Origin of the sequence: Dactylosporangium sp. NPDC000244, from assembly GCF_040300725.1 — a bacterium.
In the GTDB taxonomy this organism is placed as follows: domain Bacteria; phylum Actinomycetota; class Actinomycetes; order Mycobacteriales; family Micromonosporaceae; genus Dactylosporangium.
The window spans coordinates 252,411-271,064 of sequence record NZ_JBEPEH010000013.1 but is presented as its reverse complement, the minus strand read 5'-3'; the positions used below and the strand labels follow the sequence as shown (position 1 = coordinate 271,064).

Annotated in this window: 18 protein-coding genes; 11 read left to right on the top strand and 7 right to left on the bottom strand. The window is 69.3% G+C overall.

Translation table 11 applies throughout. The annotated features are described in order from the left end of the window. Positions 1–145 precede the first annotated feature (145 nt). Positions 146–1,672 carry a flotillin family protein gene (locus tag ABT369_RS20785; protein WP_350614026.1) on the bottom strand — a complete coding sequence of 509 codons (1,527 nt, stop codon included), beginning with the start codon at positions 1,670–1,672 and terminating at the stop codon, positions 146–148. Positions 1,673–1,695: 23 nt separating this feature from the next. Continuing rightward, positions 1,696–2,196: an NfeD C-terminal domain-containing protein gene (locus ABT369_RS20780; protein ID WP_350614025.1), complete on the bottom strand. Its 501-nt coding sequence runs from the start codon at positions 2,194–2,196 to the stop codon at positions 1,696–1,698. 84 nt (positions 2,197–2,280) lie between these two features. Here ABT369_RS20780 and ABT369_RS20775 point away from each other — a divergent pair, with 84 nt between their 5' ends. Continuing rightward, complete coding sequence (locus ABT369_RS20775) at positions 2,281–2,769, top strand: methylated-DNA--[protein]-cysteine S-methyltransferase (protein ID WP_350614023.1); 489 nt, start codon at positions 2,281–2,283, stop codon at positions 2,767–2,769. A 57-nt stretch (positions 2,770–2,826) separates the two neighbouring features. Here ABT369_RS20775 and ABT369_RS20770 read toward each other — a convergent pair whose 3' ends face one another. Together ABT369_RS20770 and ABT369_RS20765 are read right to left on the bottom strand one after the other, a co-directional pair. Then, complete coding sequence (locus ABT369_RS20770; RefSeq protein ID WP_350614022.1) at positions 2,827–3,906, bottom strand: inositol-3-phosphate synthase; 1,080 nt, start codon at positions 3,904–3,906, stop codon at positions 2,827–2,829. Positions 3,907–3,929: 23 nt separating this feature from the next. After that, positions 3,930–4,532: a PadR family transcriptional regulator gene (locus ABT369_RS20765; protein WP_350614020.1), complete on the bottom strand. Its 603-nt coding sequence runs from the start codon at positions 4,530–4,532 to the stop codon at positions 3,930–3,932. A gap of 184 nt (positions 4,533–4,716) precedes the next feature. On the opposite strand from ABT369_RS20765, the gene ABT369_RS20760 reads away from it, so the two are divergent. The 4 genes from ABT369_RS20760 to ABT369_RS20745 all read left to right on the top strand — a co-directional run bounded on the left by ABT369_RS20760 (position 4,717) and on the right by ABT369_RS20745 (position 10,982). Next, positions 4,717–5,136, top strand: coding sequence for a DUF5318 domain-containing protein (locus tag ABT369_RS20760; protein ID WP_350614019.1), 420 nt, complete (start codon positions 4,717–4,719; stop codon positions 5,134–5,136). A 424-nt stretch (positions 5,137–5,560) separates the two neighbouring features. Next, positions 5,561–8,194, top strand: a complete 2,634-nt coding sequence (locus ABT369_RS20755; protein WP_350614018.1) for a transglycosylase domain-containing protein — start codon at positions 5,561–5,563, stop codon at positions 8,192–8,194. Positions 8,195–8,277: 83 nt separating this feature from the next. After that, the gene (locus ABT369_RS20750) at positions 8,278–9,486 is read left to right on the top strand and encodes a glycosyltransferase family 87 protein (protein ID WP_350614017.1); all 1,209 of its coding nucleotides are present in this window, start codon (positions 8,278–8,280) and stop codon (positions 9,484–9,486) included. Between the two features lie 5 nt (positions 9,487–9,491). Beyond that, complete coding sequence (locus tag ABT369_RS20745) at positions 9,492–10,982, top strand: glycosyltransferase family 87 protein (RefSeq protein ID WP_350614016.1); 1,491 nt, start codon at positions 9,492–9,494, stop codon at positions 10,980–10,982. A gap of 153 nt (positions 10,983–11,135) precedes the next feature. Here the strand turns inward: ABT369_RS20745 and ABT369_RS20740 are convergent, their stop codons facing one another. Next, on the bottom strand, positions 11,136–11,672 hold the full coding sequence (locus ABT369_RS20740) for an MFS transporter (protein WP_350614015.1): 537 nt from the start codon (positions 11,670–11,672) through the stop codon (positions 11,136–11,138). 193 nt (positions 11,673–11,865) lie between these two features. On the opposite strand from ABT369_RS20740, the gene ABT369_RS20735 reads away from it, so the two are divergent. Further along, positions 11,866–12,114, top strand: coding sequence for a hypothetical protein (locus ABT369_RS20735; protein WP_350614014.1), 249 nt, complete (start codon positions 11,866–11,868; stop codon positions 12,112–12,114). A 64-nt stretch (positions 12,115–12,178) separates the two neighbouring features. Here ABT369_RS20735 and ABT369_RS20730 read toward each other — a convergent pair whose 3' ends face one another. Continuing rightward, a complete protein-coding gene (locus ABT369_RS20730; protein WP_350614012.1) occupies positions 12,179–14,620 on the bottom strand; it encodes a hypothetical protein in 2,442 nt (813 codons plus the stop codon). Positions 14,621–14,691: 71 nt separating this feature from the next. Beyond that, complete coding sequence (locus ABT369_RS20725) at positions 14,692–15,465, bottom strand: deoxyribonuclease IV (RefSeq protein WP_350614011.1); 774 nt, start codon at positions 15,463–15,465, stop codon at positions 14,692–14,694. A gap of 126 nt (positions 15,466–15,591) precedes the next feature. Here ABT369_RS20725 and ABT369_RS20720 point away from each other — a divergent pair, with 126 nt between their 5' ends. From ABT369_RS20720 to rplI, 5 genes are all read left to right on the top strand, one after another. Beyond that, positions 15,592–16,527 (top strand): hypothetical protein, encoded by a 936-nt coding sequence (locus ABT369_RS20720; RefSeq protein ID WP_350614009.1) that lies wholly within the window; start codon positions 15,592–15,594, stop codon positions 16,525–16,527. A gap of 230 nt (positions 16,528–16,757) precedes the next feature. After that, the gene (gene rpsF / locus ABT369_RS20715) at positions 16,758–17,048 is read left to right on the top strand and encodes a 30S ribosomal protein S6 (RefSeq protein ID WP_033359943.1); all 291 of its coding nucleotides are present in this window, start codon (positions 16,758–16,760) and stop codon (positions 17,046–17,048) included. A gap of 117 nt (positions 17,049–17,165) precedes the next feature. Beyond that, on the top strand, positions 17,166–17,708 hold the full coding sequence (locus ABT369_RS20710; RefSeq protein WP_350614008.1) for a single-stranded DNA-binding protein: 543 nt from the start codon (positions 17,166–17,168) through the stop codon (positions 17,706–17,708). 20 nt (positions 17,709–17,728) lie between these two features. Then, a complete protein-coding gene (gene rpsR / locus ABT369_RS20705; RefSeq protein ID WP_223100246.1) occupies positions 17,729–17,968 on the top strand; it encodes a 30S ribosomal protein S18 in 240 nt (79 codons plus the stop codon). 13 nt (positions 17,969–17,981) lie between these two features. Further along, entirely contained in the window at positions 17,982–18,431 is a 450-nt protein-coding gene (rplI, locus tag ABT369_RS20700; RefSeq protein ID WP_350614007.1) for a 50S ribosomal protein L9, read from the top strand. Positions 18,432–18,654 lie beyond the last annotated feature (223 nt).

Genomic DNA, 18,654 nt, shown 5'->3' with positions numbered 1-18,654 from the left:
GTGTTGTTTTTTTGGGGGGGGGGGGGGTGTTTTGTTCCCGCCCACCCCCCCAACCCCCCCGGGCCCCCCCCCCCCCGCCCCCCCCCCCCCCCCGGCGGGGCCCCCCCCCCCCCCGGCCCCCCCCCCACTCCGAAAGGTCACGAGGCTACGACTTGGGCGCCTCGACGGCGGGACGGCCGTTCACCGGCTCGACGACGTCGTCGCCCGCCAGGCCGCCGAGCTTGCTCAGCAGCTTCTGCAGGTCGATGCCGGTGAGGTCGGTGCCGAGCTGGAGGCCCTGGGCGACGTTGTTCGCCACCGACTTGGTCAGCGACGAGGCGCCGTCGGTCGAGATCACCGTCATCCGGTCGATGTTGGCCATCGGGTCGCTGGCCGCCTTGACCACATCCGGCATCACGCGGACCAGCAGGTCGAGGATCGCGGCCTCGCCGTAGGTGGCGAACGCGTCGGCCTTGAGCTTCATGGCCTCGGCCTCGGCCTGGCCGCGGGCCAGGATGGCGGACGCCTCGGCCGCACCCTCGCGCTCGAGCGCCTCGGCGATGGCGACACGGCGCCGCTGCTCCGCCTCACCCTCCTTCGCACCTTCGATCGCGTTGGCCTCGGCCAGCGCGGCGCGGCGGGACCGCTCGCCCTCACCGGTGAGGCGGGCCTGCTCGGCGTTGGCCTGGGCGGCCGCGATGGTCGCCTGCCGCTGCGCCTCGGCCTTGAGGATCGCGGCGTTCTTGGCCGCCTCGGCCTCCTGCTCCACCCGGTAGCGCTCGGCGTCGGCCGGCTTGCGCACTTCGGTGTCGAGCTGGCGCTGCTTGAGCTCGGCGTTGCGCTCGGCCACCTTCTGCTGCTCGGCGAGGATGACCTGCTCCCGCTCGGCCTGGGCGAGCGGGCCGGCCGCGGCCGACTTCGCCTTGGCCGCGTCGATCTCGGCCTGGATGCCGGCCTGCTTGAGCGAGAGGTTCCGGTTGGCCTCGGCGATGGCCTCCTCCGAGCGCAGCCGCTCGGACTCGGCGGCCTGGCGGGCCTGCGCCTCGGCGATGGCCGCGTCGCGCAGCACCCGGGCGGCCTCGGGCCGGCCCAGGTCGGCGAGGTAGGAGCCCTCGGCGAAGATGTCCTGCAGCTGGAAGGTGTCCAGCACCAGGCCCTGGTTGGTGAGCGAGTGCTCGGCCTCCTCGGCGACCGCGCTGGCGAACGCCGTGCGGTCCCGGATGATCTCCTCGATGGTCAGCCGGCCGACGATCGAGCGGAGCGCACCGGCCAGGACCTCGCTGGTGAACAGGTCGATGCCCTGCTGCTGGTTCAGGAAGCGCTGCGCGGCGGCGCGGATGGCGTCCTCGGTGCCGCCGACCTTGACGATCGCGACGCCCTGCAAGTTGGCGCGGATGCCCTGCTTGCTCACCGCGCCGGTGATCTCGACGTGGATGCGGCGGCTGGACAGGTCGAGCACCTGCAGCTTCTGCACGATCGGCACCACGAAGACCGAGGCGCCCATGACGACCTTCTGGCCCGACAGGTCGGTCGAGCGCGAGCCGTCGAGGCCCTGCACCGACTTGCCCTTGCGGCCGGTGATGATGAACGCCTCGTTGGAGCCGGCCACCTTGATGCGCGAGACGATGAAGACCACGATCAGCAAGATCAACAATATGCCGCCGCCGATGGCGACGAGCAGGACTGTGTCCATCCGCTCCTTCTTCCAGGGGGTATCTAGAGGGGGGTTTCTTCCACAATCACGCTGGTGGGGCTGGTCGCCTCCACCACGAAGACGCGGGCGCCGAGCGCGATGGGCTTCTCGGCGCGGGCGCTGACTTTCAGCGGCTGCCCACCGAGGGAGATGCGGACCTCACCGAAGCCGTTGCCGGTGATGGGGGTGACGACGACACCGGTGGTCCCGATCATGTCGCGCTGGGTCGGGGTGGCGTCGGTGCGCATGTTGAGCGCGAGCCGGGACAGGCGCGTGGCGAGCCAGGCGGTCGGCACGGCGGCGACGACACCGCCGACGACCGGCATCAGCAGGCCGTTGCCGCCGGTGAGCGCCCCGACGGCGGCGCCGGCGAAGCCGAAGGCGCCGATGAACCCGGCGACGGCGGGGACCGAGAACGGCCCGTCCACATCGGGATGGCCGAAGTGGAAGAGGTCGCCGACGATGACGGAGAGGGCGAGCACGATCACACCTACGCCGCCGATTACCAGGAACGTCGTCTCCACCGTGCGCCTCCCCTCGCGAGACAACTGGAGGGTAACGCCACCGCGCCACTTTGAACGTCCGGCGAAAGGGGCAGAATTGTCGACGTGCGGTGGGTAGAGGTTCAGGCGCCGATCGATGCGCTGGGCGTGGCGGTCGACGAGACAGGCATCTGCCGGGTGCGGTTCGGCGGGCTGCCGTCGAATGCGACGGCGGCGGAGCCGGACGAGGTGCTCACGCGGGCGAGTGACGAACTCACGCGCTATTTCGCGGGCGAGGACATCACATTCACGGTGCCGTTGTCGGTGCGCGGGGGATCGGAGTTCGAGCGCGCCGTCTGGCGGCAGCTCTACGCGATCCCGTACGCCGAGATGCGCACCTACGGCCAGATCGCGGCCGCGGTGGGCGAGCCGGACGCGGCCCGCGCGGTCGGCACCGCGTGCAACCGGAATCCGATTCCGGTCATCATTCCCTGCCACCGTGTCGTGGGCGCCGACGGCAAGCTGGTCGGCTTCGGCGGCGGGCTGTGGCGCAAGAAGATCATGCTGGAACTCGAGGCGAAGGTGCGCATCGAGCGCGAGTTCGGGCTCTTATGACAATCCCGTGACAAAAAAGGGCCGGCCCGAGTGGGCCGGCCCTTCAGAAGCGAAAAATCAGCGCTCGACTTCGCCCGCGATGAACTTCTCGACCGATTCGTGCGCGTCGTGGTCGTTGTACTGCACCGGCGGCGACTTCATGAAATAGCTCGACGCCGACAGGATGGGGCCGCCGATGCCGCGGTCCTTGGCGATCTTCGCGGCCCGCAGCGCGTCGATGATGACGCCGGCCGAGTTCGGCGAGTCCCACACCTCGAGCTTGAGCTCGGCGTTGAGCGGGGTGTCGCCGAAGGACTTGCCCTCGAGGCGGATGTACGCCCACTTGCGGTCGTCGAGCCACGGCACGTGGTCGGACGGGCCGATGTGCACGTCGGACTTGGCCATCTCGTGCGGGATCTGGGACGTCACCGACTGGGTCTTCGAGATCTTCTTCGAGACCAGGCGGGTGCGCTCCAGCATGTTCATGAAGTCCATGTTGCCGCCGAAGTTGAGCTGGTACGTCCGCAGCAGCTCGACCCCGCGGTCCTCGAACAGCTTGGCGAGCGCGCGGTGCACGATGGTGGCCCCGACCTGGCTCTTGATGTCGTCGCCGACGATCGGCAGCCCGGCGTCGGTAAACTTCTGGGCCCACTCCGGGTTGGAGGCGATGAACACCGGCAGGGCGTTGACGAACGCGCAGCCAGCGTCGATCGCGGCCTGGGCGTAGAACTTCGCCGCCTGCTCGGAGCCGACCGGCAGGTAGCACACGACCACGTCGGCCTGGGCGTCGCGGAGCACCTGGACGACGTCGACCGGCTGCTCGTCGGACTCGTCGATCATCTCGCGGTAGTACTGCCCGAGGCCGTCGTGGGTCGGGCCGCGCTGGACGGTCACGCCGGTCGGCGGCACGTCGCAGAACTGGATCGTGTTGTTCTCGCTCGCGCCGATGGCAGCGGCGAGGTCCTGGCCGACCTTCTTCGCGTCGACGTCGAACGCCGCCACGAACTCGACGTCGCCGACGTGGTAGTCGCCGAACTTGACGTGCATCAGACCCGGTACTCGGTCATTCGGGTCGGCGTTGCGGTAGTACTCCACGCCCTGGATCAGGGACGAGGCGCAGTTGCCGACACCGACGATGGCAACGCGGACGGAGCTCATCGCGGATGCCTCCTTCTTGTTGTTCACGATGACCGCTCCGGATCTTGGGCCGAAGGCGGCTGAGGGGTGGTGCCATTGCGCTCGTTCGCAATGAGCTCTTCGAGCCAGCGGACCTCGCGCTCGCACGCGTCCAGGCCGTGTCGCTGCAACTCGAGGGTGTAGGCGTCGAGCCGCTCGGCGGCCCGGCTGAGCACGTCGCGCATGCCCTCACGGCGCTCTTCCACGCGCCGGCGGCGGCCCTCGAGGATCCGCAGCCGGGTGGCGGGGTCGGTGCGCGCGAAGAACGCGAAGTGCACCCCGAAACCGGCTTCGCTGTCGTAGGTCTCGGGTCCAGCGGCGCTGAGCAGCTCCTGGAAGCGCTCTTTGCCTTCCGCGGTGATCGTGTAGACCACGCGGCCCCGCTTGCTGGTGAGCAGGGGCACCTCGTCGGTGCCGGCCGGAGCGTTGGCCGGCGGAGCACCCTCGGTGATCCAGCCGTCCGACTGCAGCCGGCGCAGTGTCGGATACAGCGAGCCGTAGCTGATCGCGAAGCGGAACGCCCCCAGCTTGGTCGTCAACTGCTTGCGCAGCTCGTACCCGTGCATCGGGGACTCGTGCAGAAGGCCCAGGATCGCCAACTCGAGCACTCCCGGCCTCCTTCCGGTAACCAGCCCGATGTATCGGGCCGATACATCGAACGGTAGGTCGGGATTCCACGGGATGCAACAAAAGCGACCAAGTGCGCTGCAACACACCGCTGGTCGTCTATCGGACGGTTACCGATCGTGACGGGAGTCGCAGTGCGGCGCGCGACCGCGTACCCTCGGGCGCATGCGTACCCAGCGTCAGGTTGTCGACTTCTCTCTGAGAAGACGCGCCCTGCTGCGTGAGGTGCAATCCGGACGCGTCGGCACCTATGAGGTGTGCGACGCGTCGCCATACCTGAAGAGCGCTGCGAAATTCCACGGCGAACCGACGGAGGAGCTCTGCCCCGTCTGCCGCCGCGAGAACCTCACCCTGGTGCACTACATCTACGGGGATGAGTTGCGGCAGTCCTCGGGGCAGGCGCGCCGGCTCGCCGAGCTGCCGATCCTCGCGATGACGCTGAGTGAGTTTCATGTCTACGTCGTGGAGGTCTGCCGCGCCTGCGGCTGGAACCACCTCGTCGAGCAATACCTGCTGGGCCGTGACGGACTCGCGACCGAGGGCGGCGACTCGTCCTCGCGGATACGAGGAGGCGCGGCGGAGTGAACCTGTTGCGCGTGACAAAGCGTTGTCACGAGGACGGGCCGATGCTCGCTGACTTTCCTGGTGCGGCCCGCGATGCGCGGCAACGGGGCCGCGCCGCGACGGCCGCGTCCCGAGTGGCGCAGCTCACAGACACGACGGCGACGCATCACGCGCCGACGATGCAACCGGCAAGGTGGGACGAATGAACTACGGTGACCCGAGCAACCCCCAATCGGGCCGCGCGCAGGTTCCCGGGATCCAGCCGGAACCCCCCTCTCCCAATCCCTCCGCCCCGCCCGCCGGTCGGGCGCAGGTCGGGCGGGCGAGCGTCGGCGGTGGCGGTGCCACCGGTTCGGCGAGCGTCGGCTCGGCCCGGGTCGGCGGTTCGGCAGGCGTGGGGTCGGCGCGGGTCTCGCCACCCGAGGGGCCCACGGGCCGCGCATCCGTGACGGGCTCGGCGAGCGTCGGCTCCGCGCGGGTCGGCGGTTCGGCCAGCGTCGGCTCGGCGCGGGTCTCGCCACCCGAGGGACCGACGGGTCGCGCCTCGGTGGGCTCGGCCTCGGTGCCGGGCGCCGCGGGCCGCGCGACCGTGGGCCGCGCCGTCGTCGGCTCCGCCGCGGTCGGCGCGCCGCTCGGCGACGTGATGGACGGTCCCGGCGGGCCCGGCGGTCCGGGTGACGGTCCCCCGGGCCGGGGCGGCAGCGGCGGCAAGGACGGCCGCAGCGTCACCGCCAAGGCCAAGAAGCGCCGCCGGCGCAACATCCTCATCGCCTCGATCGCCGCGTTCATCATGATCGCCGGCATCGGCATGGTCGCCGGGACGTACTACTTCGACAAGGTCGCGCTGCCGGACGACATCGCGCTGGACCAGTCGACCACGATCTACTACTCCGACGGCCAGACCCCGATGGCTCGCATCGGTGAGAACCGCACGGTCCTGGCGTTCAAGGACATCCCGCCCGACATGCAGCACGCGGTCGTGGCGGCCGAGGACAACAGCTTCTACACGAACGACGGCGTCGACTACAAGGGCGTCGTCCGGGCGGCGTGGAACAACATCTCCGGCGGTGACCGGCAGGGTGCCTCGACGATCAGCCAGCAGTACGCCCGCCGCTGGGCCGATCTCGAGGGCGTCACCTACGCGCGCAAGCTCCGCGAGGCGGTCATCGCGCTGAAGCTCAACCAGCAGTACAGCAAAGACGAGATCATGACGATGTACCTCAACGTCGTCTACTTCGGCCGCGGCGCCTACGGCGTCGAGGCGGCCGCCCAGGCCTACTTCGGCAAGCCCGCGAAGGACCTGAAGACGAACGAGGCCATGCTTCTGGCGGGGCTGATCAAGAACCCCGAGGGCAACAGCGGCAAGGGATCGCCGTTCGACCCCAACATCGACAAGACCCAGGCCCAGGAGCGGTTCAACTACATCAAGGGCCAGATGATCAAGTTGAACTTCGTCCCGCAGGCCGAGTCGGACACGCGGATGAAGTTCCCGGACAACGTCATCACCCCGGCCGACGCCCGCAAGCGCTCGGTGGCCGCGCAGAACCTCGACAAGCCCGAGGGCCTGATCATCCACCACGTGCTCGGCGAGGTCGCGGCGCTGACCGACCCGCGCACCGGCCAGCTGATCTACGAGGACACCGACGGCGAAGGCAAGAAGAACTTCGACAAGATCCGCAACGGCGGCCTGAAGATCGTGACCACGATCGACAAGGACATCCAGCCGATCGCGGTGCGCGAGGCCAGCCGCAACAAAGACTCGAACATGAACAAGCAGCCCGAGAACCTGCAGGCCGCGCTCGTCGCGGTCGAGCCGGGGACCGGGGCGGTGAAGGGCTATTACGGCGGCGACAGCGGCAACGGGGGCGACTTCGCCGGCTACTACAACGACCCGGTGCTCGGCAACGGCGAGGACAGCTGCTGCGGCGGCCACCCGCCGGGCTCGACGTTCAAGGTCTACACGCTGGCGACGGGTCTGATGGCCGGCTACCGCATCGACTCGATGTGGGACGGCAACTCCCCCGGTGACTTCCCGGCGTCCGGCCGGTCGATCAAGGGCGGCAACCCGGTCAAGAACGCCGGCGAGAACCCGGTCTCCCACCCGAAGTGCGAGTCGGGCTCGAGCAGCTGGTGCACCCTCGAAGAGGTCACCGTGATGTCGCTCAACGTGCCGTTCTTCGCGCTCGCCGAGAAGGTCGGCGCGGACAAGGTCATCGACACCGCCCGCGCGGCCGGCATCACCGACATGTGGGCCACCGTCAACGGCAAGTCAACCAAGATCGACATGACCACCAAGACCGGCAAGGACCTGATCCCGGGCACCTTCAACACCGAGGTCGCGTTCGGGCAGTATCCGGTCACGGTCCTCGAGCACGCCGGCGGCATCGCGACCATCGCCGCCCGCGGCTACGCGGCCAAGACGCACTTCCTCAAGGAGGTGTGGACCGACGGGAAGAAGACCTACAACGAGGTCATCAACCCCAAGCGGATCCCGGGCTTCACCGACGGCATGTCCGACGACATCAACACGGTGCTGCAGGGCGTGCCGAAGCACTACAACCTCAAGATGAAGGACGGCCGCCAGATCGCCGGCAAGACGGGCACCTGGCAGTACGGCCAGAACCAGAGCGGCAACGCGCACGCCTGGATGGTCGGCTACGCCGCCTACGACCCGGTGAAGAAGACTCCCGACCTCGCGGTCGCGGTCTGGGTCGGCAACAAGAAGGACGAGCAGCCGATCAAGGACTCGAAGGGCACGTCGATCATCGGTGGTTCGCTGCCGGGTCCGATCTGGCGCGACTTCCTCAACGACGCGCTGACCGCGATCAAGGCGCCCAAGGTCAACTTCCGGCCGCCGGCCAACACGGGCCGCTTGGACGTGGGAACGGGTGTCTCGCCGCAGCCGAGCGCGCCGGTGATCGACCCGAACAACCCGGGCGGCGGCAACCCCGGCCAGGGCAACACCGAGAACCCGGGCGGTGGTAACCCCGGCCAGGGCAACAGCCAAGGCCCGGGCGGTAACGGCGGTGGCAATGGTGGCGGCACGGTGCCGACCACCACGGCCACCCGAAGACGCTGACATCAGCAGGGTCTGATGTGTGCGGCCACGGCCACGGCGGTATGTTCGCCGAGACCGTGGCCGCACTCTGTTGGGGGTTTGGGTTGGACTCGGGCAGGCGCAAGACCGTGGTCCGATGGGTGCTGCTCGGGCTCTTCGTGGCGCTGGTCGTGTATGGGCACATCTGGTACCGCAACCGCCACGACTGGTTCGACCTCGGCATCTACCGCCAGGCCGTGAACTGGTGGCTCGACGGTCACAACCTCTACGACTACGTCAAGCCCGACGACACCCAGGGCCAGCTCGGCTTCACCTATCCCCCGTTCGGCGCGCTCGTCCTGGTGCCGTTCGCGGTGCTGCCGTGGACCGGTGCCGTGATCCTCTACAGCGTCATCACGGTCGCGGCGACCCTCGTGACGACCTGGTGGCTGCTGACCCCCGAGGCCCGGCGCAAGGGTTGGGAGCTGCCGTTCGCGCTCGTCCTCGCGCTCGCCGTGATCAGCGCGCTCGAGCCGATCCGTGAGAATTACACGTTCGGCCAGATCAACATGGTGCTCGTGCTGCTGGTCCTGGCCGACCTGCTGGTGCTGCTGCCGCGCGGGAGCCGGTGGGCGGGCGTGCTCATCGGCCTGGCCGCCGCGATCAAGCTGACCCCGGCCATCTTCATCGTGTACCTGCTGCTCAGCCGCCGGTACCGGGCCGCGATCACGGCGGCCGTGAGCGCTGCGGCCGCGAGCCTGCTGGCGTTCGCCGTCATGCCCCGGGGCTCGATCGACTTCTGGACGGACGCGTTGTGGAAGGGCGAGGGGCTCGGCAACGCGGCGTACACCTTCAACCAGTCCTTCTTTGGCATGCTCGCCCGGCTCTCCGCGCCCGGGGACCCGAACCGCCTGGTCTGGGCGGTTCTCGTGCTGGCGGCGCTCGGGTTCGGGCTGTGGCGGGCGCGCCGGGCCGCGCTGGCCGGCGACGAGGTGGTCGGCCTGACCCTCACAGGGATCGTGGGCTGCCTGGTCAGCCCGATCACCTGGGTGCACCACATCTACTGGTTCGTCCCGGCGCTGATCGTGCTGGCCGCGACCCGCCGGCGCGCGTGGTTCGCCGTGGTCATCGCGCTCACCGTCGGGCTCGGCCTGGTCTCCTGGTTCGAGCAGGGGCTGCCGGTGGACCCCTGGAGCCATGGTCTTCAGGGATTCATCATCAAGAATTGGTACCTGCTCCTGATGGTCGCGTTGCTCTTCGCCCTGCCGATTCGGAAGGATTCCCGCGTCGAGCCGGGCCTTGCATCGACTTCCGAGCCCGCGACGGTACGGTGACAAACATGCCGATGAGTACGGGTCAGCCAAACGTGCGCCCCGAACGTCTAGTCGACGAGCCCGCCAGCTCCGACCGCTTCGTCGGCGGCCTGTCCGAGGCGATTGGCGGCCCTGTGGGCAACCACGCCGTCCGGTCCTGGAACCGGCTGTCCGCCGGCGGCCGCTTCTGGACCCCCGCGCGCGTGGTCCTGCTGCTCATCTGCGCCATGCTGAGCTTCCACTGGATGCAGAAGTCCCCGTGCCGCGACGCGGCGTGGACGGACATGAAGCAGTACAAGTACTTCTGCTACACCGACGTCCTCGCGCTCTACTACGCCGAGGGCCTCAACGAGGGCCAGGTCCCCTACGCCGACCACCAGGTCGAATACCCGGTGCTGACCGGCGCCTTCATGGGCGTCCTCGGCCTGCCGGTGCACGACCTGCACGAGCGCGGCATCGTGCAGAACGACGGCCAGACGTTCTACGACGTCAACGCGGTCGTGCTCGGCGCCTTCGGGATCGCGGCGGTCGCGGCCACCCTGGCCGTGCGCCGCCGCCGGCCGTGGGATGCGGCGCTGCTGGCCGCGGCGCCCGCGATGTTCGTGTCCGCGACCGTCAACTGGGACCTGTTCACCGTTGGGCTCACCGCCATAGCCCTCGCCTACTGGGCCAAACGAAAACCGGTCCTAGCCGGCGTGTTCCTAGGCCTGGCGACCGCGGCGAAGCTCTATCCCGTGCTCATCCTCGGCGCACTGTTGGTGCTGAGCATACGAACGGGCAAGTGGAAGGACTTCTTCATAGCCGTCGGCTCGGGCGTGGTCACCTGGCTCGTGGTGAACCTGCCGGTGGCGATCTTCTTCTACGACGCCTGGTCCAAGTTCTGGCAGTTCAACCAGTTGCGCGGGATCGACTGGGGCACGCTGTGGTACATCGGCGCGCACTTCCCGCGGGGTAATGGGCAGTACGGATTCCCGTTCTTCCAGAACCTCGACCTGGACCCCGAGCACGCGACGCTCAACATCCTCTACCTCGGCCTGTTCCTGATCGCCTGCGCAGGCATCCTCATCCTCGGGCTCACGTCCGCGAAGGAGCCGCGCCTGGCTCAGCTCGCGTTCCTGATCGTGGCCGCGTTCCTGATCACGGGGAAGGTCTGGTCGCAGCAGTACGTCCTGTGGCTGATCCCGCTCGCCGTGCTCGCCCGACCTAGGTGGGGAGCCTTCCTCGCCTGGCAGGTGGCGGAGGTGCTCTACTTCGTCTCCTTCTACGGGGAGCTCATGGGGGCCTCCGGGCGCCAGGTGTTCCCGGAGGGCGTGTTCGTGCTCGCCTCGATCCTGCGGCTGGTGACGCTCGCGATCGTGTGCGGGTACGTCATCCGCGACATCCGCAAGCCGGAGGAGGACGTGGTTCGCCAGACGTACGAGGGCGAGGACCCCGACGGCGGCAGCTACAACGAGGATCCGCTCGACGACGAGCTGCCACGGGCATCGGGCGGGCCGGTGCTCGCGAAGTCCGGGTAGCCCTGGTTCCGACCTGGTTTCCGTTTCACGTGAATCCATGATCGGCCCGGCTCGATGCCTAACCCGCGTCGAGCCGGGCCGCTCTCTTGTTTCGGCCCCGCTTACCCCGTCCGCGATAAGTCGGGCGCTTCGCGCCGCGACTTATCGGACATTTCACGATATTGCGTGACCGGGAGCTAATCCGGGCTCGGGGGCCGGGTGCTCGACCGGGTGCAGGCGCGCGGCCACGAGCAGGGCGAGCACGACGATCGCGCCGGCGACGGTGAACACCACCTCGATGCCGGTCACGAAGCCGGCGAGGGCGGCCGGCTGGTGCGTGATGGCGGTCGTGGACATGCGGGTGCCGGTCTGGCTCTCGTACACCCGGCTGAGCGCGGAACCGAGCGCCGCCGCGCCGACCGCGGTGCCCAGCGACTGGAAGAACCGGATGCCCGTCGTGGCCACGCCGAGCTCGTGCGCGGGTGCGGCATCCTGCACGACCGTGATCAGGCGCCCGATGAGCTGGCCGAAGCCGACGCCGAGCAGCACCAGCGCGCCGCGGATCGCCCACAGGGACGCGTTCTCGTGGACGCACAGCAGGATCGCGCCCAAGGCCGCGGCCGCGGCGCTCGTGCCCAGGAGCATCGAGGCGCGGGTGGTGAGTCGCAGCCGCGCGCTCGCCATGCCCGAGGCGGACAGGCCCACGGCCATGAACGCGATCGGAGGCGCTGACGCTGCGGGCCATCTGGAGGTACAGCATCAGGTGGATCATCGCCCCGATCATCGCGGCGCCGATCGGCAGCTGGATCGCGTAGCTGCCGCGGATGGTGCGGTCGCGCAGCTGGGAAGCGGGAGCACGGGGTGGGCCGCGACCGACTCGCGCTAGACGAAGAGCACCCTCGCGGTGCTGCGCCTGATCTTCACGACGCCGAGCCTCACGCAGCGCTCGGTGGCGATCCTGAGCGAGTCGTCGGACGTGCTGGGGTCGGATTTTTCCCACCGCGCGGCGGCGGCCATGATCACGGGCGTGCGCAACGCGCTGATCATGGAGAACACGAATCGGCTGCTGGCCGGGGAGAGCGCCGACGCGGTGTACCCGTCCGCCGTCGCCAACGCGAACGAGGCCTTCGCCCTGCTGCGCTCGGGTCTCTGAGCCCGGCCGGGCCGCGGACGTCTGCCCGCGGCCCGGCCTGGGCCACCGCTATCTGTCGATCTTGCTATCCGTCGATCTTGTAGAGGATCACGTCGCCCTCTTCGGTGCGCGTGATGCCGAGGCCGTCGATGGGCGCGTCGATGGCCTTCGCGTATTCGGTGCCCTGGGCGCGGTCGCGCAGGACCACGACGGTGCGCACCTTGAGCTCGCGCAGCTGCGCGACCGTGGCCTCGTCCGGGAACTGCTGCATGTTGAGGCGCAGGATCTGCTGGTCGTCCGGCGTGAACCCGCTGCCGCCGTTGACCATCTTCGGCAGGCCGTCGGTGCTCCACAGCATGGTGTTCATGTCCTGCAGCTCGCCCGTCGGCAGGACCATGAGCGGCGCCTCGAGCGTGCTCATCGCGACCGGGGCGGGCGGCACCTCCGGGTTGGGCTGCGGCTTGTGGACGCCCTCGGCCAGGACGAGCACGAGCGGGATCAGCGTGATCAGGCGCCAGACGCCCGCCCGGTTGCCGACGTCGGACTGGGTCTGGTCGGCGAAGAGCTCGACCGCGCGGTCCGCGAACGCGCTCACCGCCCCCGCGGCGAGCAGCGCCAGGAACAGCGTCACCCAGACCATCAGCCGGCCCGACGTGCGGATGCCCTCGAAGCCGGGCAGCACGCGGTACAGCGCCATGTAGCCGAAGTCGCCGTTCCCCGGGCCGTTGCTGCCCATCGCCAGCATGGTCGTGAGCACCACGCCGACGCCGAGCAGGACGCGGTGCTGCAGCTTCCACACCGACACGAACAGGCCGGCGAACGCGAGCCCGTAGAGGAAGAAGCCCGGCAGCAGCGCCATCTCCGGCGCCCAGCCCAGCGTCGAGCGGGCGTTCGCGTAGGCATCACCCCACAGCCACGACTCCGGCGGCGAGATGAAGAAGCCCTTCAGCGGCGGCGAGAACAGGCTGATGATCTCCGCGCTGCGCTTGGCCTCCTTGTGCTGCTTCAGTACCTGCAGATACGGGTACGCCATCATGGCGCTCACCCCGGCGAAGGCGAGCCCGCCGCCAAGGTTGGCCACCAGCAGCTTCCACCCGAACGGCCGGCGCTCCTTCCAGCGGAACAGCTGCCGGTAGCCCCACGTGATCGCGCTGGCCAGCACCGCGAACAGCAACGCGTAGGCGAACGGGATGCCGATGCCGAAGCCGAGGCTGATCTGCCACGCGGCGACTAGCCAGCCGCCCACGACCCAGCCCCAGCGCCGCTTCTCCGGCTCGTACCCGTTCTTCAGCGAGAACCCGTGCCCGCGCGCGAGCATCGCCAGCGCCAGCGCGATCCCGCCGATGGACAGCACGTGCAGGTGCCCGGCCTGCCCGAGGCGCCAGGGCGCGTAGGCGAACGCCGCCCCCGCGACCGCCGCCCCGGTGCGCCCGGCCCCGAGCTGGCGGACCAGCGCATAGGCGCCGAAGAAGGCGAACGCGAAGATGAAGATGAAGACGAAGTTGTACCGCACGACGGCGGCCTCGGGCCCCGTCCCGATCATGCCCGCCGGTGCGTACCCGAGCAGGGTGTCGGAGAACGCGTAGCTGTACTGATCCGGGTAGAACGCGTTGGCGTGCCACAGCTGCAGCGGATCGGTCGTGAGGATGTGCCCGGCCCACGCCATCTGCCAGGCCTGCAGCGTCGGGTCCCAGATGTCCTGCGGGATGGTCGTGGCCGGATGCCTGATCGCGGGCCAGGTCATGGCGATGGCGAGAACGAGGGAGCCGATCGCGGCGAGCGTCCACTCGTGCGCGAAGAACCGAGCGAGCGCCGACCCACTGCGGCGGCCGATCCGCCCCACGCGTCCCGGGACGAACTCGGGCTCCGGCGCGAACGCGGTGAACGGGTCCCCGTCGCCCTTGCTTTTCTCGCCGTCGCCCTTGCTCTCGTCGCCGTCCTCGGCGTCCTTGGCATCCTCGTCGTCGCCGGTCTTCGCGTCCTCGCCGCCGCCGGCGCCTGGCTTGCCGTCCGCGGTGCTCTCGCTGGCCGCGGTGCTCTCGTCGTCCGCGGTGCTCTTGTCATCGACCGTGTTGCTCTTGGCGTCGACGGTCTTCTCGCCGGTGTCGGAGGGCTTCCCCGCCTCGGGTTCGGCGGCGTCGGAGTCGTCGCCCGCGTCCGCCCAGGTGACCGCGGCGTCGGCCTCGATGACCGAGGTGCGGGACTTCCTCGCCCTGCGGGCCTTGGGCTTGGCCTTGGTCGCCCCATCGGATGAATCGGGTGCGTCCGCGGCCGTCTTCGCGGTCTCTGCCGTGGCGGTGCCTGCCGCAGCCGTCGTGGCGGTGCGAGCTGCGGTGCTCGCTGTCGTCGGCTCGGCGGAGGCGGTGTCCGCTGCGGCGGTCTTCGCGGGGGTGCTCGCTGCGGGCGGCTCGGCGGTGTCGGTGTCCGAATCGGCGCTATCTGAAGCGGTCTCGGGCGCGCCCGGGGTGACCGAAACTTTCCCATCGGCGGGGGCCGGTGGGGTGGACTCGGGCGATTCGGGGGGCACTGGCCCTGCCGAATCCGGGGAATCGTCCGCCGACGGCTCTTCGGACACCGTCGGCTCCGACGAAACGTTGCTCACGCCAGCCGCTCCCGCAGGTAGGTGATGTCGGCGCCCTGGCCCTCGGCGCCGCCCGGAGTCTCGACGAGAGCCGGGGCGCCGGCCGCGCGGATGACCGCGACGATCAGCTCCGGATCGATCTCGCCGGAGGTCATGTTGTCGTGCCTATCTCGGCCCGAGTCGAAGCCGTCACGCGAATTGTTGGCGTGGATCAGGTCGATGCGTCCGGTGATGGCCTTGACGCGATCGACGATGTGGAGCAGGTCCTCGCCGCCGGCGTGGGCGTGGCAGGTGTCGAGGCAGAAGCCGACCTCATAGTCGCCGATGGCGTCCCACAGCCGGGCCAGGTTGTCGAATCGGCGCGCACAGGCGTTGTCGCCGCCGGCCGTGTTCTCGATCAGCACCGGCGTGGCGAAGCCGCCCTGCTCCGCGGCGTAAGCGAAGGTCTTGCGCCAGTTGTCGAACCCCGCGTCGAGCCCGTCGGCCTTCTCCACATGACCGCCGTGGACGATGAGGCCCTTGGCGCCCACCTTCGCCGCCCCGGCCGCGTGGCTGAACAGCAGCTTGCGGCTCGGAATGCGGATCCGGTTGTTGGAGGAGGCCACATTGATCCGGTACGGCGCGTGGACATAGACGTCGATCTCCGAGGCGATGATGGCCTCAGCATCCTCGCGGTCCTTGGGATCCGTCCAGCCCTGCGGGTCGGTCAGGAAGAACTGGATGAGGTCGGCGCCGCGGGCGGCGGCCTCGGCCAGCGGCTCAGCGGGGTCGACGTGAGCACCGATTCGCATGCCGCAGAGCCTACGACGTGGGTGTGACACTTCGCGCGACCCGCCTCTGCCCGTCGGTCGATGCGTCCGGAATGCCGGTCTTCCGTCACCGTCTCGCCGATCGCATCGTTACGCACGTAGCCGCTCGTGATCGCGCCGGTGCTCGTCCGGCTCGATGGAACGGTCCCCCAACCGAATCCCCCAACCCTGGATGGCTACTGGATGGCTACCTTGTCTGGACACCGAACGGCAGTCCGCCTGGCGGCTACCGCCGCGGCGATCGCCGCCGCGGCCCTGACCGTGGGCGCCAGCCCGGTGAGTGCCGCCCCCGCCGAGCCGACCGTCGAGTTCTCCGGCGGCAGCGTGCTGAGCCTGCTGGTCTGCAAGTCGCAGCCGAACACCGGCGACCTGTCGGTGCCGGCCGACACGCGGGTCAACTTCGTCAACCGTCTCGGTCAGAACGCGTCGCTGAAGGTGGACGGGCAGTCCGTGGCGACGGTACAGCCGAATCAGCAGGTCCCCGTGCTCTTCAAGAAGGGGCCCGTGGAGGTCGCGATGACCTTCGACTGCGGAGTCGGCGTCGTGCAGCAGTTCAAGCCCGTCTCCGTCGGCGTGACCGCGGCTCCGGCCGCCCCTGCCGCGACCGGACAGCCCGCGCAGGGGTCGACGGCCAAGGCGGCACCGGGCGCGACGAAGACCTCGCCGGCGAACGGACCTGCGGGCGCGGCGGCCGGTGCGGCCAACGGCGTGATCAACAACCGCACGGGCGGCGCGGCGCACGCGACCAAGACGCCGGCGGCGCAGGACGGGTCGGCGGCTGCGGCGGATGAGCTCGGTACCGAACCCGCGGACCCGTCGCTGCTGGACCCCAGCGCGGCGGCGGCCCCGGCGATCGGCGCGGACCCGAGTGCACCGGTCGACGACCGTGTCACCGTTGAGGAGCCCGTGGCCGCGAGCGGCCCGGCGAGCAACGGCCCGGCCGGCCTGCTGGCACTGGTCGCCACGGTCTGCGTGGTCGGTGTTGGAATTGCCGCAATTCGGGCTATCATTGCGCAGCGGGCATCACGCGCTAGCTTCGCATAAAGTACAATTTCCCTTAGCTCCGCGGGGCGCCGTCATCCAACGCACCGGTGTGGTCGTTCCTCCCCAGGTCCCACCCAACGAAGCGGATGACGCGCCCCGCGGTCTTTTTCTGTCTTGACACGGCAACGTGTACTCTGGTTCGGTCTTCCCGCCTCAGCGCGGGCGGACGACGCACGACCTCCTGCCGCGGATGGACCGCGGCCGCTTAGCCCGTAGGAGGTGAGAACGTCTTGCGTCATTACGAGATCATGGTGATCCTCGACGGCAGTCTCGAGGAGCGCACCGTAGCCCCGTCGCTCGACACGTATCTCAACGTGATCCGGACGTCGGGTGGCTCGGTCGAGAAGCTCGACGTGTGGGGCCGCAGGCGCCTCTCGTACGAGATCAACAAGAAGACCGAGGGTATCTACGCCGTCATCGACCTCCAGGCGTCGCCGGAGTCAGTGGCCGAGCTGGACCGTCAGCTGCGACTCAACGAGTCCGTGCTGCGCACCAAGGTCATCCGGCCCGAGGTCCGCTAAGCGGATTCGGGCGAGATCGATCTGCTTCGCCCGGCCGCAGGTCGCAGGGCGTGACCGAAAACTGTCGTACCCCTGTGACAAGGTGGCCATACACCAGCGCGCGAGGAGTTGACTCATATGGCAGCGGGAGACACCACGATCACGGTCATAGGCAATCTGACCGATGATCCTGAGTTGCGTTTCACTCCGTCGGGAGCGGCGGTCGCCAAGTTCCGGGTGGCCTCGACCCCCCGGACGATGGACCGCCAGACCAACGAGTGGAAGGACGGCGATCCGCTGTTCCTGTCCTGCACGGTGTGGCGGCAGGCGGCGGAGAACGTCGCCGAGTCGCTGACCCGCGGGTCGCGGGTGATCGTCTCCGGCCGGCTCAAGCAGCGGTCGTACGAGACGCGCGAGGGCGAGAAGCGCACCGTCATCGAGCTGGAGGTCGACGAGATCGGCCCCTCGCTGCGCTACGCGACTGCCAAGGTGCAGAAGATGTCGCGCAGCTCCGGTGGTGGCGGCGGCGGTGGATTCGGCTCCGGCGGCAACAGCGGCGGCGGTGGAGGCGGTGGCGGCGGGTACAACGATGACCCGTGGGCCAACGCGACCCCGGCCGGTGGTGGCGGCGGAGGCGGCGGCAGGTCGAACTCTTCCTTCGACGACGAGCCCCCGTTCTAATGGCATCAGGAGCAAGAGCAATGGCGAAGGCTGCGGCCCTGCGCAAACCGAAGAAGAAGGTGAACCCTCTCGACAAGGAGGGCATCGCCTACATCGACTACAAGGACACCGCGCTGCTGCGGAAGTTCATCTCCGACCGCGGCAAGATCCGCGCTCGGCGGGTGACCGGTGTGACCGCCCAGCAGCAGCGTCAGATCGCGCGTGCCGTCAAGAACGCGCGCGAGATGGCGCTGCTCCCCTACACCGCGACCACGCGCTAAGGGGGCCGGGGACATGAAGATCATCCTTACCCAGGAGGTCTCGGGCCTCGGGACCCCCGGCGACATCGTCGAGGTCAAGGACGGTTACGGGCGCAACTACCTGCTGCCGCAGGGGTTCGCGATTCCGTGGTCCAAGGGCGCCGAGAAGCAGATCGTGACGATCAAGCGGGCCCGCTCGGCCCGGGAGATCCGCGATCTCGGGCACGCCAACGAGGTCAAGGCCCAGCTCGAGGGCCTCAAGGTGCAGCTGTCCGTGCGCGCTGGTCGCGAGGGTCGGCTGTATGGCTCGGTCACGTCGGCTGAGGTCGTCGAGGCCGTGCAGAAGGCGGGCGGGCCGGAGCTCGACCGCCGGCGGCTGGAACTGCCGGGCCACGTGAAGTCGGTCGGCGACTACAAGGTGCAGATCAAGCTGCACCCGGAGGTCGCGGCCTCGTTCACGCTGAAGGTCACGGCGGCCAAGTAGGGCGCTTGTAAGTCGTTGGGCCTCGGGGCGATCGTGCTCCGGGGCCCTTCGGGCTTTCCGGGGGCGTCGGCTTTCCGCGGCCGCGAGCCGGGCGGCAGTCTCCGCTGGCCGCGCACGAGCCGGGGTCGCGCACGAGAGCCTGGTCGCGCACAAGAGCCTCGGCCGCGCATGAGAGCCGAGCCGTGTATGAGGGCCGGGCCGCGCACGAGAGCCTGGGTCGCAC